Annotated in this window: 15 protein-coding genes and 1 pseudogene; 10 read left to right on the top strand and 6 right to left on the bottom strand. The window is 47.4% G+C overall.

Annotation, left to right across the window (positions count from 1 at the left end):
* Positions 1 to 345 precede the first annotated feature (345 nt).
* The 6 genes from AC6IB1_RS08755 to cydH all read right to left on the bottom strand — a co-directional run bounded on the left by AC6IB1_RS08755 (position 346) and on the right by cydH (position 6,348).
* A complete protein-coding gene (locus tag AC6IB1_RS08755) occupies positions 346 to 1,743 on the bottom strand; it encodes a peptide MFS transporter (protein WP_497568692.1) in 1,398 nt (465 codons plus the stop codon).
* A gap of 252 nt (positions 1,744 to 1,995) precedes the next feature.
* Entirely contained in the window at positions 1,996 to 3,198 is a 1,203-nt protein-coding gene (gene emrD, locus AC6IB1_RS08750) for a multidrug efflux MFS transporter EmrD (RefSeq protein WP_497568691.1), read from the bottom strand.
* A 364-nt stretch (positions 3,199 to 3,562) separates the two neighbouring features.
* The gene (locus AC6IB1_RS08745) at positions 3,563 to 4,162 is read right to left on the bottom strand and encodes a GTP cyclohydrolase II (protein WP_005505684.1); all 600 of its coding nucleotides are present in this window, start codon (positions 4,160 to 4,162) and stop codon (positions 3,563 to 3,565) included.
* A 195-nt stretch (positions 4,163 to 4,357) separates the two neighbouring features.
* Positions 4,358 to 4,915 (bottom strand): sugar O-acetyltransferase, encoded by a 558-nt coding sequence (locus tag AC6IB1_RS08740; RefSeq protein ID WP_497568690.1) that lies wholly within the window; start codon positions 4,913 to 4,915, stop codon positions 4,358 to 4,360.
* A 30-nt stretch (positions 4,916 to 4,945) separates the two neighbouring features.
* Positions 4,946 to 6,169, bottom strand: a complete 1,224-nt coding sequence (locus tag AC6IB1_RS08735) for a patatin-like phospholipase family protein (protein WP_497568689.1) — start codon at positions 6,167 to 6,169, stop codon at positions 4,946 to 4,948.
* Positions 6,170 to 6,255: 86 nt separating this feature from the next.
* On the bottom strand, positions 6,256 to 6,348 hold the full coding sequence (cydH, locus tag AC6IB1_RS08730) for a cytochrome bd-I oxidase subunit CydH (RefSeq protein WP_104439932.1): 93 nt from the start codon (positions 6,346 to 6,348) through the stop codon (positions 6,256 to 6,258).
* A gap of 932 nt (positions 6,349 to 7,280) precedes the next feature.
* On the opposite strand from cydH, the gene AC6IB1_RS08725 reads away from it, so the two are divergent.
* The 10 genes and pseudogenes from AC6IB1_RS08725 (at position 7,281) to AC6IB1_RS08680 (ending at position 15,909) form a co-directional block, all read left to right on the top strand.
* Positions 7,281 to 8,783 carry a sodium-dependent transporter gene (locus AC6IB1_RS08725; protein WP_497568688.1) on the top strand — a complete coding sequence of 501 codons (1,503 nt, stop codon included), beginning with the start codon at positions 7,281 to 7,283 and terminating at the stop codon, positions 8,781 to 8,783.
* Positions 8,780 to 8,878: a MetS family NSS transporter small subunit gene (locus tag AC6IB1_RS08720; RefSeq protein WP_497568687.1), complete on the top strand. Its 99-nt coding sequence runs from the start codon at positions 8,780 to 8,782 to the stop codon at positions 8,876 to 8,878. Before AC6IB1_RS08725 ends, AC6IB1_RS08720 begins: the two co-directional genes overlap by 4 nt.
* Before the next feature lie 172 nt (positions 8,879 to 9,050).
* Positions 9,051 to 9,773, top strand: coding sequence for a response regulator (locus AC6IB1_RS08715; protein WP_497568686.1), 723 nt, complete (start codon positions 9,051 to 9,053; stop codon positions 9,771 to 9,773).
* Positions 9,763 to 11,205, top strand: a complete 1,443-nt coding sequence (locus AC6IB1_RS08710; RefSeq protein WP_497568685.1) for an ATP-binding protein — start codon at positions 9,763 to 9,765, stop codon at positions 11,203 to 11,205. Before AC6IB1_RS08715 ends, AC6IB1_RS08710 begins: the two co-directional genes overlap by 11 nt.
* 3 nt (positions 11,206 to 11,208) lie before the next feature.
* Entirely contained in the window at positions 11,209 to 12,477 is a 1,269-nt protein-coding gene (locus AC6IB1_RS08705; protein ID WP_497568684.1) for an ABC transporter substrate-binding protein, read from the top strand.
* Positions 12,478 to 12,590: 113 nt separating this feature from the next.
* Positions 12,591 to 13,124, top strand: a complete 534-nt coding sequence (locus AC6IB1_RS08700; RefSeq protein ID WP_497568683.1) for a hypothetical protein — start codon at positions 12,591 to 12,593, stop codon at positions 13,122 to 13,124.
* A 156-nt stretch (positions 13,125 to 13,280) separates the two neighbouring features.
* Complete coding sequence (gene panP / locus AC6IB1_RS08695; RefSeq protein WP_497568682.1) at positions 13,281 to 14,924, top strand: pyridoxal-dependent aspartate 1-decarboxylase PanP; 1,644 nt, start codon at positions 13,281 to 13,283, stop codon at positions 14,922 to 14,924.
* A gap of 347 nt (positions 14,925 to 15,271) precedes the next feature.
* Entirely contained in the window at positions 15,272 to 15,391 is a 120-nt protein-coding gene (locus AC6IB1_RS08690; RefSeq protein ID WP_497568681.1) for a sigma 54-interacting transcriptional regulator, read from the top strand.
* Positions 15,388 to 15,615: pseudogene (locus AC6IB1_RS08685) on the top strand (sigma 54-interacting transcriptional regulator); the annotation flags it as partial. The gene AC6IB1_RS08690 and the pseudogene AC6IB1_RS08685, both read left to right, overlap by 4 nt.
* A 33-nt stretch (positions 15,616 to 15,648) precedes the next feature.
* Positions 15,649 to 15,909 (top strand): helix-turn-helix domain-containing protein, encoded by a 261-nt coding sequence (locus tag AC6IB1_RS08680; protein ID WP_497568680.1) that lies wholly within the window; start codon positions 15,649 to 15,651, stop codon positions 15,907 to 15,909.
* Positions 15,910 to 15,991 lie beyond the last annotated feature (82 nt).

Raw genomic sequence — 15,991 nt, 5'->3', positions numbered from 1 at the left:
TGTATTTGTTCTTCCGATAATTCTTATATGAAAGGCAGTCGGCACAGAGGAGCCTTCAACTACCGTTGTTTCATCCCGATCAGATTCGCCGAACATGTGCTGCACAGCAAGTCAGTAAGAAGCAATTAGTGTGAATATAAGGCTGAGGGAGTAATGATATTTAGCTAAGATTGACCAAAGAATGAGAGATCATAATAAGAGCACTAGGTATAAAGCAATGCTCTCGAATGGCAAGAGTACCAATAACACAGTATCTGCGACGTTTTTATAAACTCTGTGCTGAACAACAGCAAATATGCCACTCAATGAGTGACATATTTGCACATACTGCTTACTGGATAAATATTAAACTGCGGAAGCCGCATTTTCTGTCAACGTTTCGTCAATATTCTGTTGGTTTCCTTCCGCCCCATGCATCCAGCTCACCAATTTGTTCGAACATGCTATCAATGACACGCCAGCAATGGCTGCGGTAGCTGCTATTCCACCAAAAATAGCCAGAGGGCCAGCATCTGACACATGGCTACCGATAAAGCCTGCCACATAGTTAGCCACGGCGTTGGCACAGAACCAGGTTCCCATCATCACTGACATCAAACGAAGCGGTGCCAGTTTGGTGATCAGCGACAATCCGATGGGAGACAAACACAATTCACCGAGGGTATGGAAGAAATACGCCCCAACCAGCCACCACATCGACGCCTTTGCTGTCATGTCGCTCCCTTGCTGCATGACTGCACCGACCATACAAACAAAACCCAGGGACAGGAAACCCATAGCCATAGCAAATTTAATCGGTGAGCTGGGTTCATTTGCTCCTAAGCGTCGCCAGCATACCGCCAACACTGGTGCAAAAATAATAATGAACATCGGGTTCAACGACTGGAACCAGGCCGCAGGCACTTCAAAGCTGCCCAGCATACGATCGGTGTATTCCTGAGAGTAAATGTTCATCAGGCCACCAGCCTGCTCGAAACCAGCCCAGAAGATGATCACAAACAAGCTCATCACCACAATCACCTTCAGTCGATCACGTTCAACCTTCGTCAGTGGTTGTTTCTTATTGGTTCCCAGTTTGTTCATGTGTGCTTTTGCTGCGGGCTCAATACCGATATCACCCAAAAGACGATTGGCAAAAGCCAACTGGATCACCAAAGACAGTAACATACCGATACCAGCAGACAGAAAGCCCGCTTTCCAGCCATAATGCATGGAAACCGTACCGGCGATAATACCTGCCAGCAACGACCCCAGATTGATCCCCATGTAGAAGATAGTAAATGCTCCATCACGGCGGTTATCTCCGTCTCTGTAGAGCTGACCAACCATGGTCGAAATATTCGGCTTGAACAAGCCGTTACCGATAATGAGAAACACAAGGCCCACATAAAATGCCTGTAACTCGAATGGGTCGATAACGCTATTTGGCAACGCCAGTGTAAATTGACCGATTGCCATCAATGCACCACCGGCAATGATAGACCGACGCTGTCCAAGGAAATTGTCAGCGACCCATCCTCCCAGCACCGGAGTCAGGTAGACCAATCCTGTATAAATACCATAAAGATTCAACGCATCCTGGGTTGTCCATCCAAGACCGCCATTGATAGTTTTATCTGTGAGGTAAAGCACCAAGATGGCGCGCATTGCATAGAAGGAGAAACGTTCCCATAACTCTGTACCACAGAGAAGGAACAGACCGCGAGGGTGTCCCAGCCAATCAGACTGTCTGTTTACATTCATGTCGTGTTTACCGCCTTTTTGGATATTCCAGCGGAGGCAACAAGGCCCTCCTTTTCCTGTCAGGCTCCGCTACAAGCACAACATACTGCTTCAATTTGGCTAAGCTCGCAATTACAAAATAGACAAAATTATTAATTCACAGCTTTCACTGACCTTCATCACATAAATTGGGAATAAAAAAGCAGAAGATCCGGTTGGATATTCTGCCTTTTCTTGACATAACGGACTTTTCAGCCGGGTTGTATTATCTGACTACGCCACGACCGTAGTATTTGCTGTTATCTTGTGGCGGCGACATAACAGCAAACCCAGCCCAGATACTACCGTCATGGCCAGCAAAATAGCGCCCAGTGAAAATTGATCGCTGACGTTCATCTTTGCTGCCAGTAACGTAAACAGGCCAGCAGCCATGTTCTGAACACCCCCCATTACCGCGCCTGCTGTTCCTGCATGGTGTGGAAAAGGTGAAATCGCACCGGTTGTGGCAGCCGGAAACAACAGGCCAGCCCCCATAAAGTAAAGAAAAGCACCACCAATCAACGTGTCGACTGTGGCAGTGACGAAATACCCTGGAACAACAACGGTCAATGCGCCCAATAGCAACACTACTGAGCCTACCAGCAGGGTTTTTCCCGCAGACATACGCTGCTCTATTACACTCGACAACCAAGAGCCCATCATAAAGCCTGGCAAAGGCAGAACAAACAACATACTGACGGTCGTGGCACTGAGTCCCAATGTGCTACCCAGCAAAACTCCTGCGGCGGCTTCAAACACAGAAATTCCCGAAAACACAGCAATCAAACAAATCAGGTAACCCTGAAAGCGACGGTTACTCATGACATGGTGATAGCTTTTCAGTACTGAATCATGCCTGCGCGCTTCCGGTGGCAAGGTTTCCGTGAAACACAACATCATGATCAGGTAAACCACAGCTGCCAGAACAAACAGGAACACATAGCTGGCTTCCCAGCCGAAACGGGTACTGAGCACCCCGCCGATTACTGGCGCCATCAGGGGCGAGAAAATCAAACCGATACTGACCAAACTGTTCGCTTTGTGCAGACGGCTGCCATCAAAGCAATCCCGAGTCAGGGTTCGCGCCATCGCACCACCGCAGCCAATACCTAGCCCCTGGATCACGGTACCCAGCAGAAACAGGTTGTAGTTCATGGCAACCAGGGTAACAACGGTGCCCAGCAAGTAAATGGCAAGCCCGATAAGAATGATCGGCTTACGACCAAATCGATCAGATAAAGGGCCATAGATAAACTGTGACAAACCATAGGGGATCAGATAGCAAGCCATCACCGCCTGTAACAACGCTGGCGACACGTTAAAGCTGTCCGCCATCATTGTCATAGAAGGAACATACATGGTCTGTGTCATCTGGCCGACAGCAACCAAAATGATGATCATGAACAAAATCTTAGAGAGAGGCGTTGATGAAGACACCGACAACACTCCTTACAGCAAGCAATCGTTAAAAATTCTTTATGTGAGGAAGTGGTGTAGAAAAGAGAGAATTCACGTTTTCGATAATACGGTCTGTTTTGACCTGGAACACCACCCCTAATTTTGCGCAGAGTGTAGTGTTGAATAACGGTATAAACAACAGAATAAACGTGTTTCAAGCACGATAAGAAATCATAAAAAAGATTAGATTAACTAATGCGAAAACATGTCCATGATTGACCTGATTATTCTGCCACGAAACACTGTTCATCATATTGAATAGCACGCCATCAGTGGCACAGGGGCAATGGAACGTAAAAAAGCAGCGATATGCGCTGCTTTCTACTCCCCAAAAGCCAGTTATTTAATCAAACGACAGCTTGTGCTGACCGTGAGACACTTTCGCTTTCAGGTACATCTTATTTCCCTCTTTCAGGTGAGCCTGTGTGCCTACCACCGCTTCCAGTTTAATACCTAACTCCTGGATCTCTTTAATTTTTTTAGGGTTGTTGGTAATAAGGCGAATGGTATCGACACCCAGCGCTTTCAACATGTCGGCCGCATCCTCAAAACTGCGTAAGTCATCCGGGAAACCAAGGTGGTTGTTAGCTTCATAGGTATTCATACCCTGACTTTGTAGCTTGTAGGCATCCAGTTTGTTGTATAACCCGATCCCACGTCCTTCCTGACGAAGGTAAAGCAGGATACCGCCATGCTCACCCATTTTCTGGATGGTTTCTTCTAGCTGTTCACCACAATCGCAACGGGAAGAATGAAACACATCGCCTGTGAGGCATTCAGAATGCATTCTAACCAATGGCGCCCCTTGTTGCTGATCGGCACATTTGAAGATAATAGCAACGTGCTCTTTATCCGAATTCAAACCATCAAATGACAGGATCTCGGCTGGGATCTTACTTCCGACACCCACATTGAAAGAAACTCTTGCTCTTACTTTTGCCATCGACTGCAATTCTCTTCTTGTTCGGCAGCGGCTGAAGTGTACTGCCTTGTATACCTCAAACACCCCTACCTTGAGGGGAATACCCGATCCAAGTCTGGGTCACTATCAACATTGTCTGAGTGAAACTGTTATAATATAACATTTCTACCGCTTTGGCGGGCAATCGTAGCAGAAGTCCAACGACTCGCCAACCTTTCAACGCAGGCGACGCACAACGTTTGCGGGGTTGCCGGACACCACAGAAAAAGGGTCAATATCCCCTTCCACCACTGAGCCAGCTTCAACCACGGCGCCCTCACCTATCGACACTCCTGCCTTAATCACACTATTGCCGCCGATAACGACATTGTTGCCAATAATAACAGGCAACGAGATTTCTTGTTCACCGTCCAGTACTTCCAGCGGCAGCAACCCCTGTGTGATGGTGTAAATACCAACCCCTGGCCCAATCAGTACATTATTACCGATTTCAACGTGCCCGCTGTCAATGATGGTGCAATTGGGGCCAAAAGCGACATTGTTGCCGATGTTCACGTTCATTCCGTATGAACAGGTGAAAGGTGCTTCCACCACCACGCCTTTGCCACGAATAGCGAAAAGCTTGGTGATGACCATTTCGTGGGCTTCTACATCGGCAGGATCAATAGTATTAAACTCCTGACACAGCCTCCTCGACGCATAGCGAAACTGCGTCAGTTCTGGGTCAGCCGGGCTGTAGGGTTTTCCCTGTTGCATCTTCTCAAATTCAGTCAACCTTGCTTCCTTGAGGTTCAAATTACTGTTTTAAACTTGGCTTTTTACCGTTGAAACGTCACTGAGTATTACCGCACACTCATCAACAAACTGGCGACCGACGTCCAATCCCTCTTGGTAATCATGTTCCAGTTGGGAAGGCTTACTGAGCAGCGCATTGCTCAAAAGCGGCTGTTTAGGGGCCAATTGGATAAGTTCAGTGCGAATAGGAGGATGTGACATAAACGCTACCGACTCCTGATAGGTTTGAAAGTGACGCGTCAGCATTTCCAACATGTCTGCACTCAGCTTTTGTCCTGACAATGCTTGTAGCCGATAGATGGAATCGCCACCAAACAACCAACGTCCACCATTTTTCTGTTTTTGCAATGGCACTATATCCCGCAGTTTGTGCCACAACGGTTCGATTTTTTTCTCTCTATAATAACGCTGACGAATTTCCTCAAGGCGTTGTGATAGCTGATGATGAAAATCCGCCAGTTTTTCGAGCCGATCATCCAGGTTCAGCCTGGCAAGGTATTCCGGCAACCGTTTCTCCACCCTGCTACGCAAATTTTCCGCCAGCGCTGAGGTCATCGGGGCTTTGTCCTGCTGCACAGGTTCAGTTCTGATCACAACGATAATATCCGCACCACGGTTAAACGCTTCTCTTGCAGGTATCGCCCCTGTTACGCCACCATCCACATAATATTGGTTCGCAATCTCTACCGCAGAAGGGTAGAGCATCGGAATCGCACAGGTTGCCTTTAACACTTCCAGCCAGTTCTCCCCAAACATCGGAAAGTAATGGGGCTCTAGGGTATGGGCATGGGTTGCACAGGCATACGCGGTCCGGTCAAGCAGAATTTCCCTCGCTTTATCAATGTTCAGCCCATCAGGATTTGCTGGGTCCGCCATTTCCAGCGCCCAATCAAGATCCATAAACTGTTGGCGACGAACGTACTTTATAAGGTTAAAAAAACGCGCATTAGTGGTGTATTGGGTAATAAAGTGGTGACCAAATCCACGCTGACGGGTGATATAGGAAGAGATATTTAACGCACCCGCAGAAGTACCTATATAGAGTTCAAACGGATCAAACCCTGCATCAAGAAAACTGTCGAGCACGCCAGAAGTAAAAATACCTCTCTGCCCACCCCCTTGGGTGACCAGTGCTATACGTTTTTTACGTCCTTTCACGTTAAGAGAGGTTGGTGACGGGATGATAGAGTTTGCGAGAGACGCGAAGTACTCAGTGTCTTTTGGGCCCTGCACATGCACCTCAACGGCGTTTGGAAATATATACTCCCAGTTTACGCTTTCTCACCTGTACAGAGCCAATATTTTCGTGCAATCAAATGTTATGAAAAAACGATTGCAACTGTTGCAAATGCAAAGATACCACTCAGCGCGCAGAAAGCAGTGATCAGCGCAATTTTCAGGTTAGTGTCCATACTACAGCTCCTTTAGGATAGAGAGACCAATAACATTTTAGCCACATACTCATAATGTAGTGAATATATCACTGCAAGGATGATTATGCATTTTCAAACCTCCGATCCTCTATTTCCTGACGCAATTGTTTCATTTTGTGACGCAAAGCAAAGCCCCTCTATTACGATGAGTGACAGAATCTTAAGCTGTCAAACACTTGAAGATAGATAACACATTGAAACATTTTCAATAAATCACTCACCTTGCATAAAAAATGCCTTTACAGCAGCTAGTCTGTCCATCTGTGAGACGCATAAACTTCATTTTCACCCTCAAATCTCATAACAATACATTAACCTGCATTCATTATAAGATTTCAAAATCAGTTGTAATTTAATGCTATTTTTTAATTAGTTATATTTATAAGAAAGTCATTACTTTTTATTATCCAGTCCGAATATCCCCACTCATCTTAAATCAATGTGGAACTTTTGCTCTCTTTCCATCAAATTCGACCCAACACACAATTTTGCTTATTTTCCATTCAAACCAATCCCAAAAAAGATCGCAACTTTCTGCTAATAGAATTCACATCAATAGCTCAAATCACTGGAAATATACTGCCTATATCCTAAAACACACCATCCATGCTTATTCATACGGAACGTTTACAATAAATACAGTGCAAACATAAGAGATTCACGCTATTGATTTACCAGTAACCAATGCTTAACCTGCCTTTAACCTCACCGGCAGAAGATTATTTTGCTAAACGTGATGGGAAAACATTCCAAACACAACATGGTTGAACCAACACCCGCAACCTCGCGTTAAAAGGCAGTAACGACACCTATTCCATCTGCCTATTAAACACGGATAACACATAACAGGGCGACACACAGTCACCTGCAAACACTACAAGGACGGGTGTTATCAATAACAAGGAGAAGTTATGACTAGAGAAGTCTGGGGCTCTCGCGCAGGGTTTATCCTCGCGGCAGTGGGCTCCGCAATCGGCTTGGGGAACATTTGGCGTTTCCCCTATATGGCGTATGAAAACGGCGGTGGCGCTTTTTTTGTTCCTTACCTTTTCGCCATGCTGACCGCAGGTATCCCATTTATGATCATGGAATTTGGCCTTGGCCATAAACTTCGTGGTTCTGCCCCTGTGGTGTTTTCAAAGCTGAATACCAAATTTGAATGGCTGGGCTGGTTTCAGGTGGGCATTGCAGCAGTGATCGGCGTTTATTACGTTGCAGTCATTGGTTGGGCGATGTCCTATGTAGGCTTTGCATTCGACCAAAGCTGGGGCACAGACACCAATGCGTTTTTCTTCAGTGAATACCTGAAACTGGGCGAAAACTCCCCAAGTAATCTGGGGAGCTGGCAGCTTCACATTGCCATCCCGATGGCCATCGCCTGGGCGATCACATTTGCTGCCGTGTTTACTGGTATCAAAGGCGGTATCGAGCGTGCGAATAAAGTCCTGATGCCCGTGCTGTTTATCATGATCATTCTGCTGATTGCACGCGTATCCTCCCTGCCTGGTGCCGTTGAAGGCCTCAACTATCTGTTTACACCTGATTTTAGCAAACTGACTGACACTAAAGTGTGGTCAGCCGCTTACGGCCAAATCTTCTTCACCCTGTCTGTTGGCTTTGCCATCATGTTGGCGTATTCGAGCTATTTGCCAAAAAAATCTGATGTCACGAACAATGCCTTTATGACCGTGTTGATCAATTGTGGTTTCTCAATTCTGGCCGGTGTCCTTATCTTTTCTATCCTGGGTTACATGGCACAGGAACAAGGTAAAGCGCTGACTGACGTGGTCAGCGGTGGTGTTGGCTTGGCATTTATCACATTACCACAGGCGATTAACCTGCTACCTGTGCCCTACCTCCTTGGTCCGCTGTTATTTTTAGCGTTGGTTGTTGCTGGTCTGAGTTCACACATCTCGATCATTGAAGCCGTGACGTCTGCCATCATCGACAAGCTCAATATCAGCCGTAAGGTCGCAGCCTCTACCGTTTGCGGTATTGGCTTTGTGGTATCCATGGCATTTGCAACCAATGGCGGTCTGTTGCTGCTGGATCTGGTGGACTATTTCATAAATAACGTTGCCCTGCTGGCGAGCTGTCTGATTGAGCTGGTCATTCTGGGTTGGTTGATCAAAGTGTCTGATATCCGTGATCACGTTAACAACGTCTCTGAGTTTTCCGTTGGTGCATGGCTGGAAGTCTGTGTCCGTTTTATCAGTCCACTGATGCTGGCATGGATCGTAGGAACTAACCTGTTGAACACAGTCAACGAAGGGTACGGCGGTTATACACAAAGTGACTTACTGGTCCTAGGTTGGGGCCTGACAGTGGCACTGGTTGTTGTCGGGATTATTGTTAATGTGGTTTCTCGCCCAGCGAAAGACACTGTAGAAGACTCACAGGAGGCAAGCGCATGACAACAGGAGCAATCATTATGATGCTGATTGGTTTCAGTATCACCTGGGGTGGCGCAGCGTACTGCATCCGACGGGCAATGGCCTCGGACAAGTAATCCATCCCCCTTAACACGCTTTTCGAACCCCGGTATATCTGGGGTTCTTTTTTGTTCAAATTCGCTATTTGTTTGGTTCTGTGCACTCAAATTGCGTATCGTTCTATAGAAACGCACCCTTTTCTCTAAGATAATAACAGGATATTTGTCTAAAAAATGGGGAAAACCATTCATGATCAATCAGAAGCGGATCCTGGTGGTGGATGACGATTTAGAAATCCGCGAACTGCTTCAAGAGTACTTGTCTAAAGCTGGCTATAACGTCACAACCGCTCAAAATGGGCAGGAGATGAAAGCAAAACTGGCCGTGCAATATCCCGATCTGATCCTTCTGGATATCATGCTTCCCGGTGATGACGGATTCACCCTTTGTAAGTATGTGCGTCAGGATTCCAGTGTGCCTATTATCATGCTCACTGCCGTTTCTGATGAGACCGACCAGATTATCGGCCTAGAACTGGGGGCAGATGATTACATCGCCAAACCTTTCAGCCCCAGACAACTGGTTGCCCGCATCCGCGCATTGCTCCGCCGCACCCAGCAGCTACAGGAAACCACCCTGTCTAAACCGAAGGCAATCCGTTTTGCACAATGGCGTTTGGATCCGGTCGCCCAACGGCTAAACCATCTGGTAACGGGCCAAGAAGTCGAAATGACTTCTGCTGATTTCGCGCTGCTGATGCTGTTTATTGAAAGCCCGAATACCCTGCTCGATCGCAATGCAATCTCCAACGCTACCCGTGGACGCGATGCGCAACCACAGGAGCGTGGCATCGATGTGCAAGTAAGCCGCCTTCGCCAGAGACTAAAAGACAACGGCCGCCAATCGACCATTATCAAAACCGTACGGGGCAACGGCTACATGTTCGTCGCAGACATCACATATGAATCTTAATATCAAGGCTTATTTCTGGCCACGTTCTCTGCTATCGCGCACCCTGTTGTTAACTGTCCTGTCAGTCATCCTCGCGCAAAGTGTTGCTAGCTTCTTCTGGTACGCACAGTCAAAACAACGGGAAGTAGAAGGCCTGAAAGCAACGTCGGAAAGCATGGCGCAAATGTTTGCTTCCACCACCACGTTTTTCCAATCGCTGCCCGTCGAGTACCGTCATATCGCACTCGACCAATTAAGAAACATGGGGGGAGCCCGTTTTTTTGTGTCCTTCAATACCGAAGAGATCCACATTGAGCCCATTCCGGAAACACGTTCAAAAACCGAAGCAATCAGCACCATTGAAAATGTACTTCGCAAAGAGCTTCCAAACGTGAACAAAATAACGGTCGACTTCTCACGCCCTGAAACCCTTAAGGTACTGAACAACAGCTTGCTGTTGTCAGATTTACCCAAGTCATGGGCACACCATACCCTAAGCCTTGAACCGCTCAACCCGCCGATTCTGGTCGTTCAGATTGAACTAACAGAAGGCCAGTGGGTGTATATTGCTGCGATTTTACCGGCGCCCTACATCACACTCGAAAACGATTTAATCAACGCCGACCAAATCGTCTTTCTGGTGGCCATTACGACTCTTTTGCTGGTGTTTACCTTTACCCTGATCCAGAACCAGACCCGTCCACTCAAACGTCTCGCCCTGGCTGCAAACCGCCTGAGTACTGACATTAAACAACCAGAGTTGATCGAAGAAGGGGCAAGTGAAATTACGACAGTGACCCGCGCCTTTAATCTGATGCAAAAACGACTGCAACGCTATATGCATGATCGCGAAAAGCTTTTCAGCTCAATCTCGCACGATTTAAAAACGCCTATCACCCGTCTTCGCCTTCGCGCAGAGCTGATTGATGACGAAGTACAGGCAATGAAAATCAATAAGGACCTCGATGAACTGGAAATCATGGTTAAAGGTGCGCTGCAAACCGTTAAAGACACGGATATTCATGAAAACGTGAGCCAACTCGATGTTCTGCAAATCCTCAGCAGCATTGCGGAAGTCCATAATCAGCAACAGGAGCGCGTGCACATTTTAGGCGAACAAAAGCGCGCGTTTTACTGTAAACCACTGGCATTCAAACGCTGCCTGACCAATCTCATTGACAACGGCGTGAGATATGGGAACGAAGTCTCTGTTTATGTCCATGATAATGAAAAATCTCTGGATATTACGTTGATAGACAAGGGGCCGGGTATTCCGGAAGCTTTCCTGAAAAAAGTGTTTGACCCCTACTTCCGCCTACATACCGATTTGCATGGAACCGGATTGGGGTTAGGCATTGCAAAGAATATTATCCGGGCACACGGCGGCGAAATCATCCTGTCAAACCGCACAGAAGGTGGCCTTCAAATCGATATTGCATTCCCCAGGACGTAATCAATGAAAACATTGTCACCCCTTTTATTCGCACTGACCTTTTCCCTGCCTGCCTACACATCACACATCTATGCAGCAGAAAAAAATGAAATCGAAGTGCTGCATTGGTGGACCAGTGGCAGTGAAGCCCGCTCTGTCAACACGCTGAAAAATAAAATGATGCAGGAAGGCCATACCTGGAAGGACTTTGCTGTAGCAGGCCGAGCAGGCCAAAGTGCGATCAACACACTACGTATCCGTGCCCTTTCGGGCAACCCGCCAGATGCCGCCCAGATAAAAGGCCCTGAAATTCAGGAATGGGGCAAGCTGGGTTTTCTGACAACGCTTGACGATGTTGCCAAAACACAACGCTGGAATGAACTATTGCCGCGTCGCGTGTCTGATTACCTGAAAGTAGAGGGGAAATATGTTGCTGTTCCGTTCAATATTCACCGAGTAAACTGGCTGTGGGCAAACCCAGAGATATTCAGAAAAGTAGGTGTTGAACCACCAACGACACTGGATGGTTTTTTCACCGTGGCAGAAAAAATCAAAGCTGCCGGGTACATTCCCCTTGCGCTGGGCAACGAGCCATGGCAAGAAACCACGCTGTTTGAATCCATTGCCCTGGCTGTAATGGGAACAGAGGACTTTCACCGCGCATTTATTGAAAAAGACAGTGACCTGCTGACCGGAGAGAAGATGCGCAAAGCACTCGAAACCTTCCGCCGAATGAAGCAGTATACCGATGCTGACTCGCCAGGACGGAGTTGGAGTGACACCACCTCTCTGGTGATTCAAGGCAAAGCCGCGATGCAAATAATGGGCGATTGGGCGAAAGGTGAGTTTCTGGCCGCCGGAAAGAAAGCTGGGCAAGATTTTCTCTGTATTCCGGCGCCCGGTACCGCGAACCAGTTCTCTTTCAACATCGACAGCTTTGTATTTTTTAAAAATGGCGCATCACACAGCACAACGTCTCAACAGGTGCTTGCCAAATTAATTCTTGAACCAGAGTTTCAGCGCGAGTTCAATCTCAGTAAGGGGTCCATCCCAGTACGTGTCGATATTGATATGACCGGGTTTGATGCCTGCGCGCAAACGTCGATGCAGGCTTTCCTTAGAGCCGCAGCCACAGACAATTTAGTGGCCAGCCTGTCCCATAACATGGCGATTGGCAGGGCATCACAAGCTGCTCTTTTTGATGTTATTTCCCGGTTCTACAACGACGAAAATGTCGATATCAATGAAACCATGAAGTACATCCGCGCTGCTGTGCTTGCTGACAGCTTGTAAGCAGTTATCAGATGGAGCATCTCTGTCACTTGTTGAGACTCACGTATAACAGTAGTATTAAAGAAAACTAAAATAAGCCCGTGAAACAACCTTCGAACAAAAGGATTTTAATCATGCGTCGTTCAGCCCTGTTCCTCATTGCCGCTTTAGTGCCTGGTATGTCGTTTGCGAAAGACATCGGGCAACTGGACACTCTGTGCGTAAGCCAGAAATATCATAGCTATATAAATGCCTCCATTACTTGGTACGAAAACTTGGTAGACCTCACTATCAAAAAAAATCCTGATCTCGAAGGCGTAGCCAGTTGGTTTCTCGAAGGACGCCGCAACCACTTCATGCTCAATCAAGACGCATTCGATTATTACCTGGAAAATGATCCTTCCAGGCTGAACTTCGACGCATCGGTAGAATCCTGGCTAAGCCTGACCCAAGAAGACGTGAAAATTCTGAGCAATTCGGGGGGGGAATTGGCTGATGCCGCGAAGAAAGTCTTTGAATTCCGTCAGGGCAAGGCCCACGAAGGTAACTATGACCTGCGCTCAGCATTGGCATCATTACTTAGCCACCCAAAAGAAATTGATGTGCCATTGAAACAGTATAACGACGCCATGTCTAAGATCGCTGAAACCAGCTGTGATAAGCAATAATCTACCTTTCGAAGGCCGCTCATATTCGGTGGCCTTTTCTCATCCTTGAACACGATCATTTCCGTTTGATTTCTCACTGCCCGTATTGGCTGCTGTGTTGTATCTTCGGTAAACATCGTGTAGAAAAAACCATTACTAGAAAATAAAGAACCCCGGATGGTTACAGAAACAAAGACAGCGGAAGCGTCACTGGAAAGCCTTCACCGCATTTTTACCGTGCCCGAAGCCCCCCATTCAACACTGGGCAGAATCGAACAGGCAATTTCACAGAACCTGAATCGTTTCTTGCAGGATCATATTGCTGCAACGGACTATTCTCTGACTGACATTGAAAAAGATTTCAGCCATGCCCAGATCCCTGAAAAACCCACGTTTGTGTCAGAACATACGGAATTTTTGCTGGAAAAACTGGTCGCTCAGTCTGTCCATACCTCCTCACCACGATTCATCGGCCACATGACATCAGCACTCCCCTATTTCCTGATGCCATTATCCAAAATCATGATTGGCCTGAACCAAAACACGGTCAAAATAGAAACCTCTAAAGCCTTCACGCCATTGGAACGACAGGTTCTGGGAATGTTGCACAATTTGATTTATGACCGCGATGCGGGCTTCTACCAAAGCTGGATGCACAGCGCCGAGCATTCACTTGGCGCATTTTGTTCAGGCGGAACCATCGCAAATATTACGGCGCTTTGGGTTGCACGTAATACCACGCTGAAGGCACAGGGAAAGTTTAAAGGCGTTGCCGAAGAAGGCCTGTTTCGCGCCATGCGCCACTATGGCTATGACGATCTGGCGATTCTGGTTTCTGAACGCGGCCATTACTCCTTAAAGAAATCTGCGGATGTTCTGGGTATAGGCAGGCAATCACTGGTGGCGATACCCACCGATGCCAACAACAAAATCCGTATCGACTTACTGGAGCAAAAAATTGCCGAACTCAAATCGGCTAATACCAAAGTCTTCGCATTGGTTGGTGTTGCCGGCACCACGGAAACGGGCAATATTGATCCACTGGATGCCATGGCAGATATTGCAGAGCGTGAAGGGATCCATTTCCACGTCGATGCCGCCTGGGGGGGTGCCAGCCTGATGTCACACAACCAACGGCATAAATTGAAAGGGATTGAACGCGCTGATTCCGTCACCATCGACGCACACAAACAGATGTATGTGCCTATGGGCGCTGGCATGGTGATTTTCAAAGATCCTTCCATGGTTTCGGCGATTGAACACCACGCTAATTACATCCTGCGGAAAGGGTCGAAAGACCTTGGCAGCCACACCTTAGAAGGTTCACGCAGTGGCATGGCCATGTTGCTTTATGCCAGCCTCAACATTATAGGGCGGGAAGGCTATCAACTGCTTATCGACCAAAGCGTGGAAAAAGCAGAATATTTTGCATCACTCATTTCGCAGCAACACGATTTTGAACTGGTCAGTAAACCAGAACTTTGCCTGCTCACTTACCGCTATGTCCCCGAGAACGTGCGTCTTGCCTTTCAGAACGCAGACCATGAGCAGAAAGAGGCGCTTCATCAGCACTTGAACGATCTCACTGTTTTTATTCAAAAGCGCCAACGCGAAGCAGGAAAAACTTTTGTCTCCCGTACGACCCTGACACCGGATTATCTTGAGCGCAGAGCCACCAACGTGTTCAGGGTGGTATTGGCTAACCCGTTGACCACACATGACATTCTTCAGGAAGTACTCGACGAACAACGCACCATCGCACAGCAAAGTACCATTGCCTATCCCAAGATCATCGAGTTGACCAGACACATCCTGGACTAACCACCTTTTCCCCAAAAGCCGCATAAGCGGCTTTTCAGACTGCTGACAAAGCCCTGGCCATTTGGCTGGGGCTTTGATCTAATAAGGGATAAGCAAATCAATCATGGATGTGGTGACATGCTTAAAGACCCTGGCCCTCAGCAATATGAAATCGAGAAACCGCGCTTGAAGCCATCAAACTCGGGGCCTTTGACTTTGTTGAAAAGCCGCTCCGTCCAGAACGTCTTATTGGCCTCGCAGAGAAAGCCAGCCAGCACCGGGCACTGACTATCGAAAACAGGCGCCTGAGGCAAAATACACGGCGTGATATCACGATTGACGAACTCCTCATCGGTCAGTCGGACATCATGCAAAAGTTGAAACAGCGTTTACTCACCCTAGCAAATGCCGATGTCAATATCGTTATCAATGGTGAAACCGGCACAGGAAAAGAGAAGATCGCCAGAACCCCGTACAGGTTGATCTGAAAGTACTGTCGGCGGCAAAAGGGGATTTACTGCCCCTATCCCAGAAAGGCACTTTCCGGCAGGATTTATACTACCGCCTCAATATCGCTTCACTCGATATTCCGCCATTACGGGAGCGAAAATCGGACATTCCCCAATTACTCGGATACTTTCTTTATGAGACTGAAAAAAGACTGGGCCAGAAAGCGCCGACACTTTCTTCCCTCCATTTCCAGCAACTGATGTCACACGATTGGCCCGGCAATGTAAGAGAATTGATGAACGAAGCAGATCGCATCGTGCTTGGCATCTCTGACCTTATCTTCACCAATGATGCGGAATCTTGTCACTCACTCGCACACCAATTGGCTCAGTATGAGTTCTCAGTCCTCCATCACACACTCAAGGTGTTTCATGGGCACATTGCCAATGCCGCTGACTATCTCGATATACCGCGTAAGAACCTGTATCTGCGAATGAAGAAATTTGGCCTCAAAAAAGAAAGCTATCTTGTTGAGAGCAAAGGTGGTGAAGAGTAGGTCAATATTGACCTACTCCGCGCGCGTAAATGGCTTAAAACGACACATTACACCTTTATGAAGAAATAAAAACTTTTTAAAA

The organism is Grimontia sp. THUN1695 (assembly GCF_059704325.2).
The sequence above is the reverse complement of the archived record's forward strand: the minus strand, read 5'-3'. Positions and strand labels throughout refer to the sequence as shown.

Excerpts from the sequence above, each read along its gene's own strand:
- AC6IB1_RS08710 (WP_497568685.1), top strand. The coding sequence starts at position 9,763 with ATGAATCTTAATATCAAGGCTTATTTCTGGCCACGTTCTCTGCTATCG.
- AC6IB1_RS08725 (WP_497568688.1), top strand. The coding sequence starts at position 7,281 with ATGACTAGAGAAGTCTGGGGCTCTCGCGCAGGGTTTATCCTCGCGGCA.
- AC6IB1_RS08705 (WP_497568684.1), top strand. The coding sequence starts at position 11,209 with ATGAAAACATTGTCACCCCTTTTATTCGCACTGACCTTTTCCCTGCCT.
- AC6IB1_RS08715 (WP_497568686.1), top strand. The coding sequence starts at position 9,051 with ATGATCAATCAGAAGCGGATCCTGGTGGTGGATGACGATTTAGAAATC.
- AC6IB1_RS08720 (WP_497568687.1), top strand. The coding sequence starts at position 8,780 with ATGACAACAGGAGCAATCATTATGATGCTGATTGGTTTCAGTATCACC.
- AC6IB1_RS08755 (WP_497568692.1), bottom strand. The coding sequence starts at position 1,743 with ATGAATGTAAACAGACAGTCTGATTGGCTGGGACACCCTCGCGGTCTG.
- AC6IB1_RS08700 (WP_497568683.1), top strand. The coding sequence starts at position 12,591 with ATGCGTCGTTCAGCCCTGTTCCTCATTGCCGCTTTAGTGCCTGGTATG.
- cydH (WP_104439932.1), bottom strand. The coding sequence starts at position 6,348 with ATGGACACTAACCTGAAAATTGCGCTGATCACTGCTTTCTGCGCGCTG.
- AC6IB1_RS08745 (WP_005505684.1), bottom strand. The coding sequence starts at position 4,162 with ATGGCAAAAGTAAGAGCAAGAGTTTCTTTCAATGTGGGTGTCGGAAGT.
- AC6IB1_RS08690 (WP_497568681.1), top strand. The coding sequence starts at position 15,272 with ATGCAAAAGTTGAAACAGCGTTTACTCACCCTAGCAAATGCCGATGTC.
- panP (WP_497568682.1), top strand. The coding sequence starts at position 13,281 with ATGGTTACAGAAACAAAGACAGCGGAAGCGTCACTGGAAAGCCTTCAC.
- AC6IB1_RS08680 (WP_497568680.1), top strand. The coding sequence starts at position 15,649 with ATGAACGAAGCAGATCGCATCGTGCTTGGCATCTCTGACCTTATCTTC.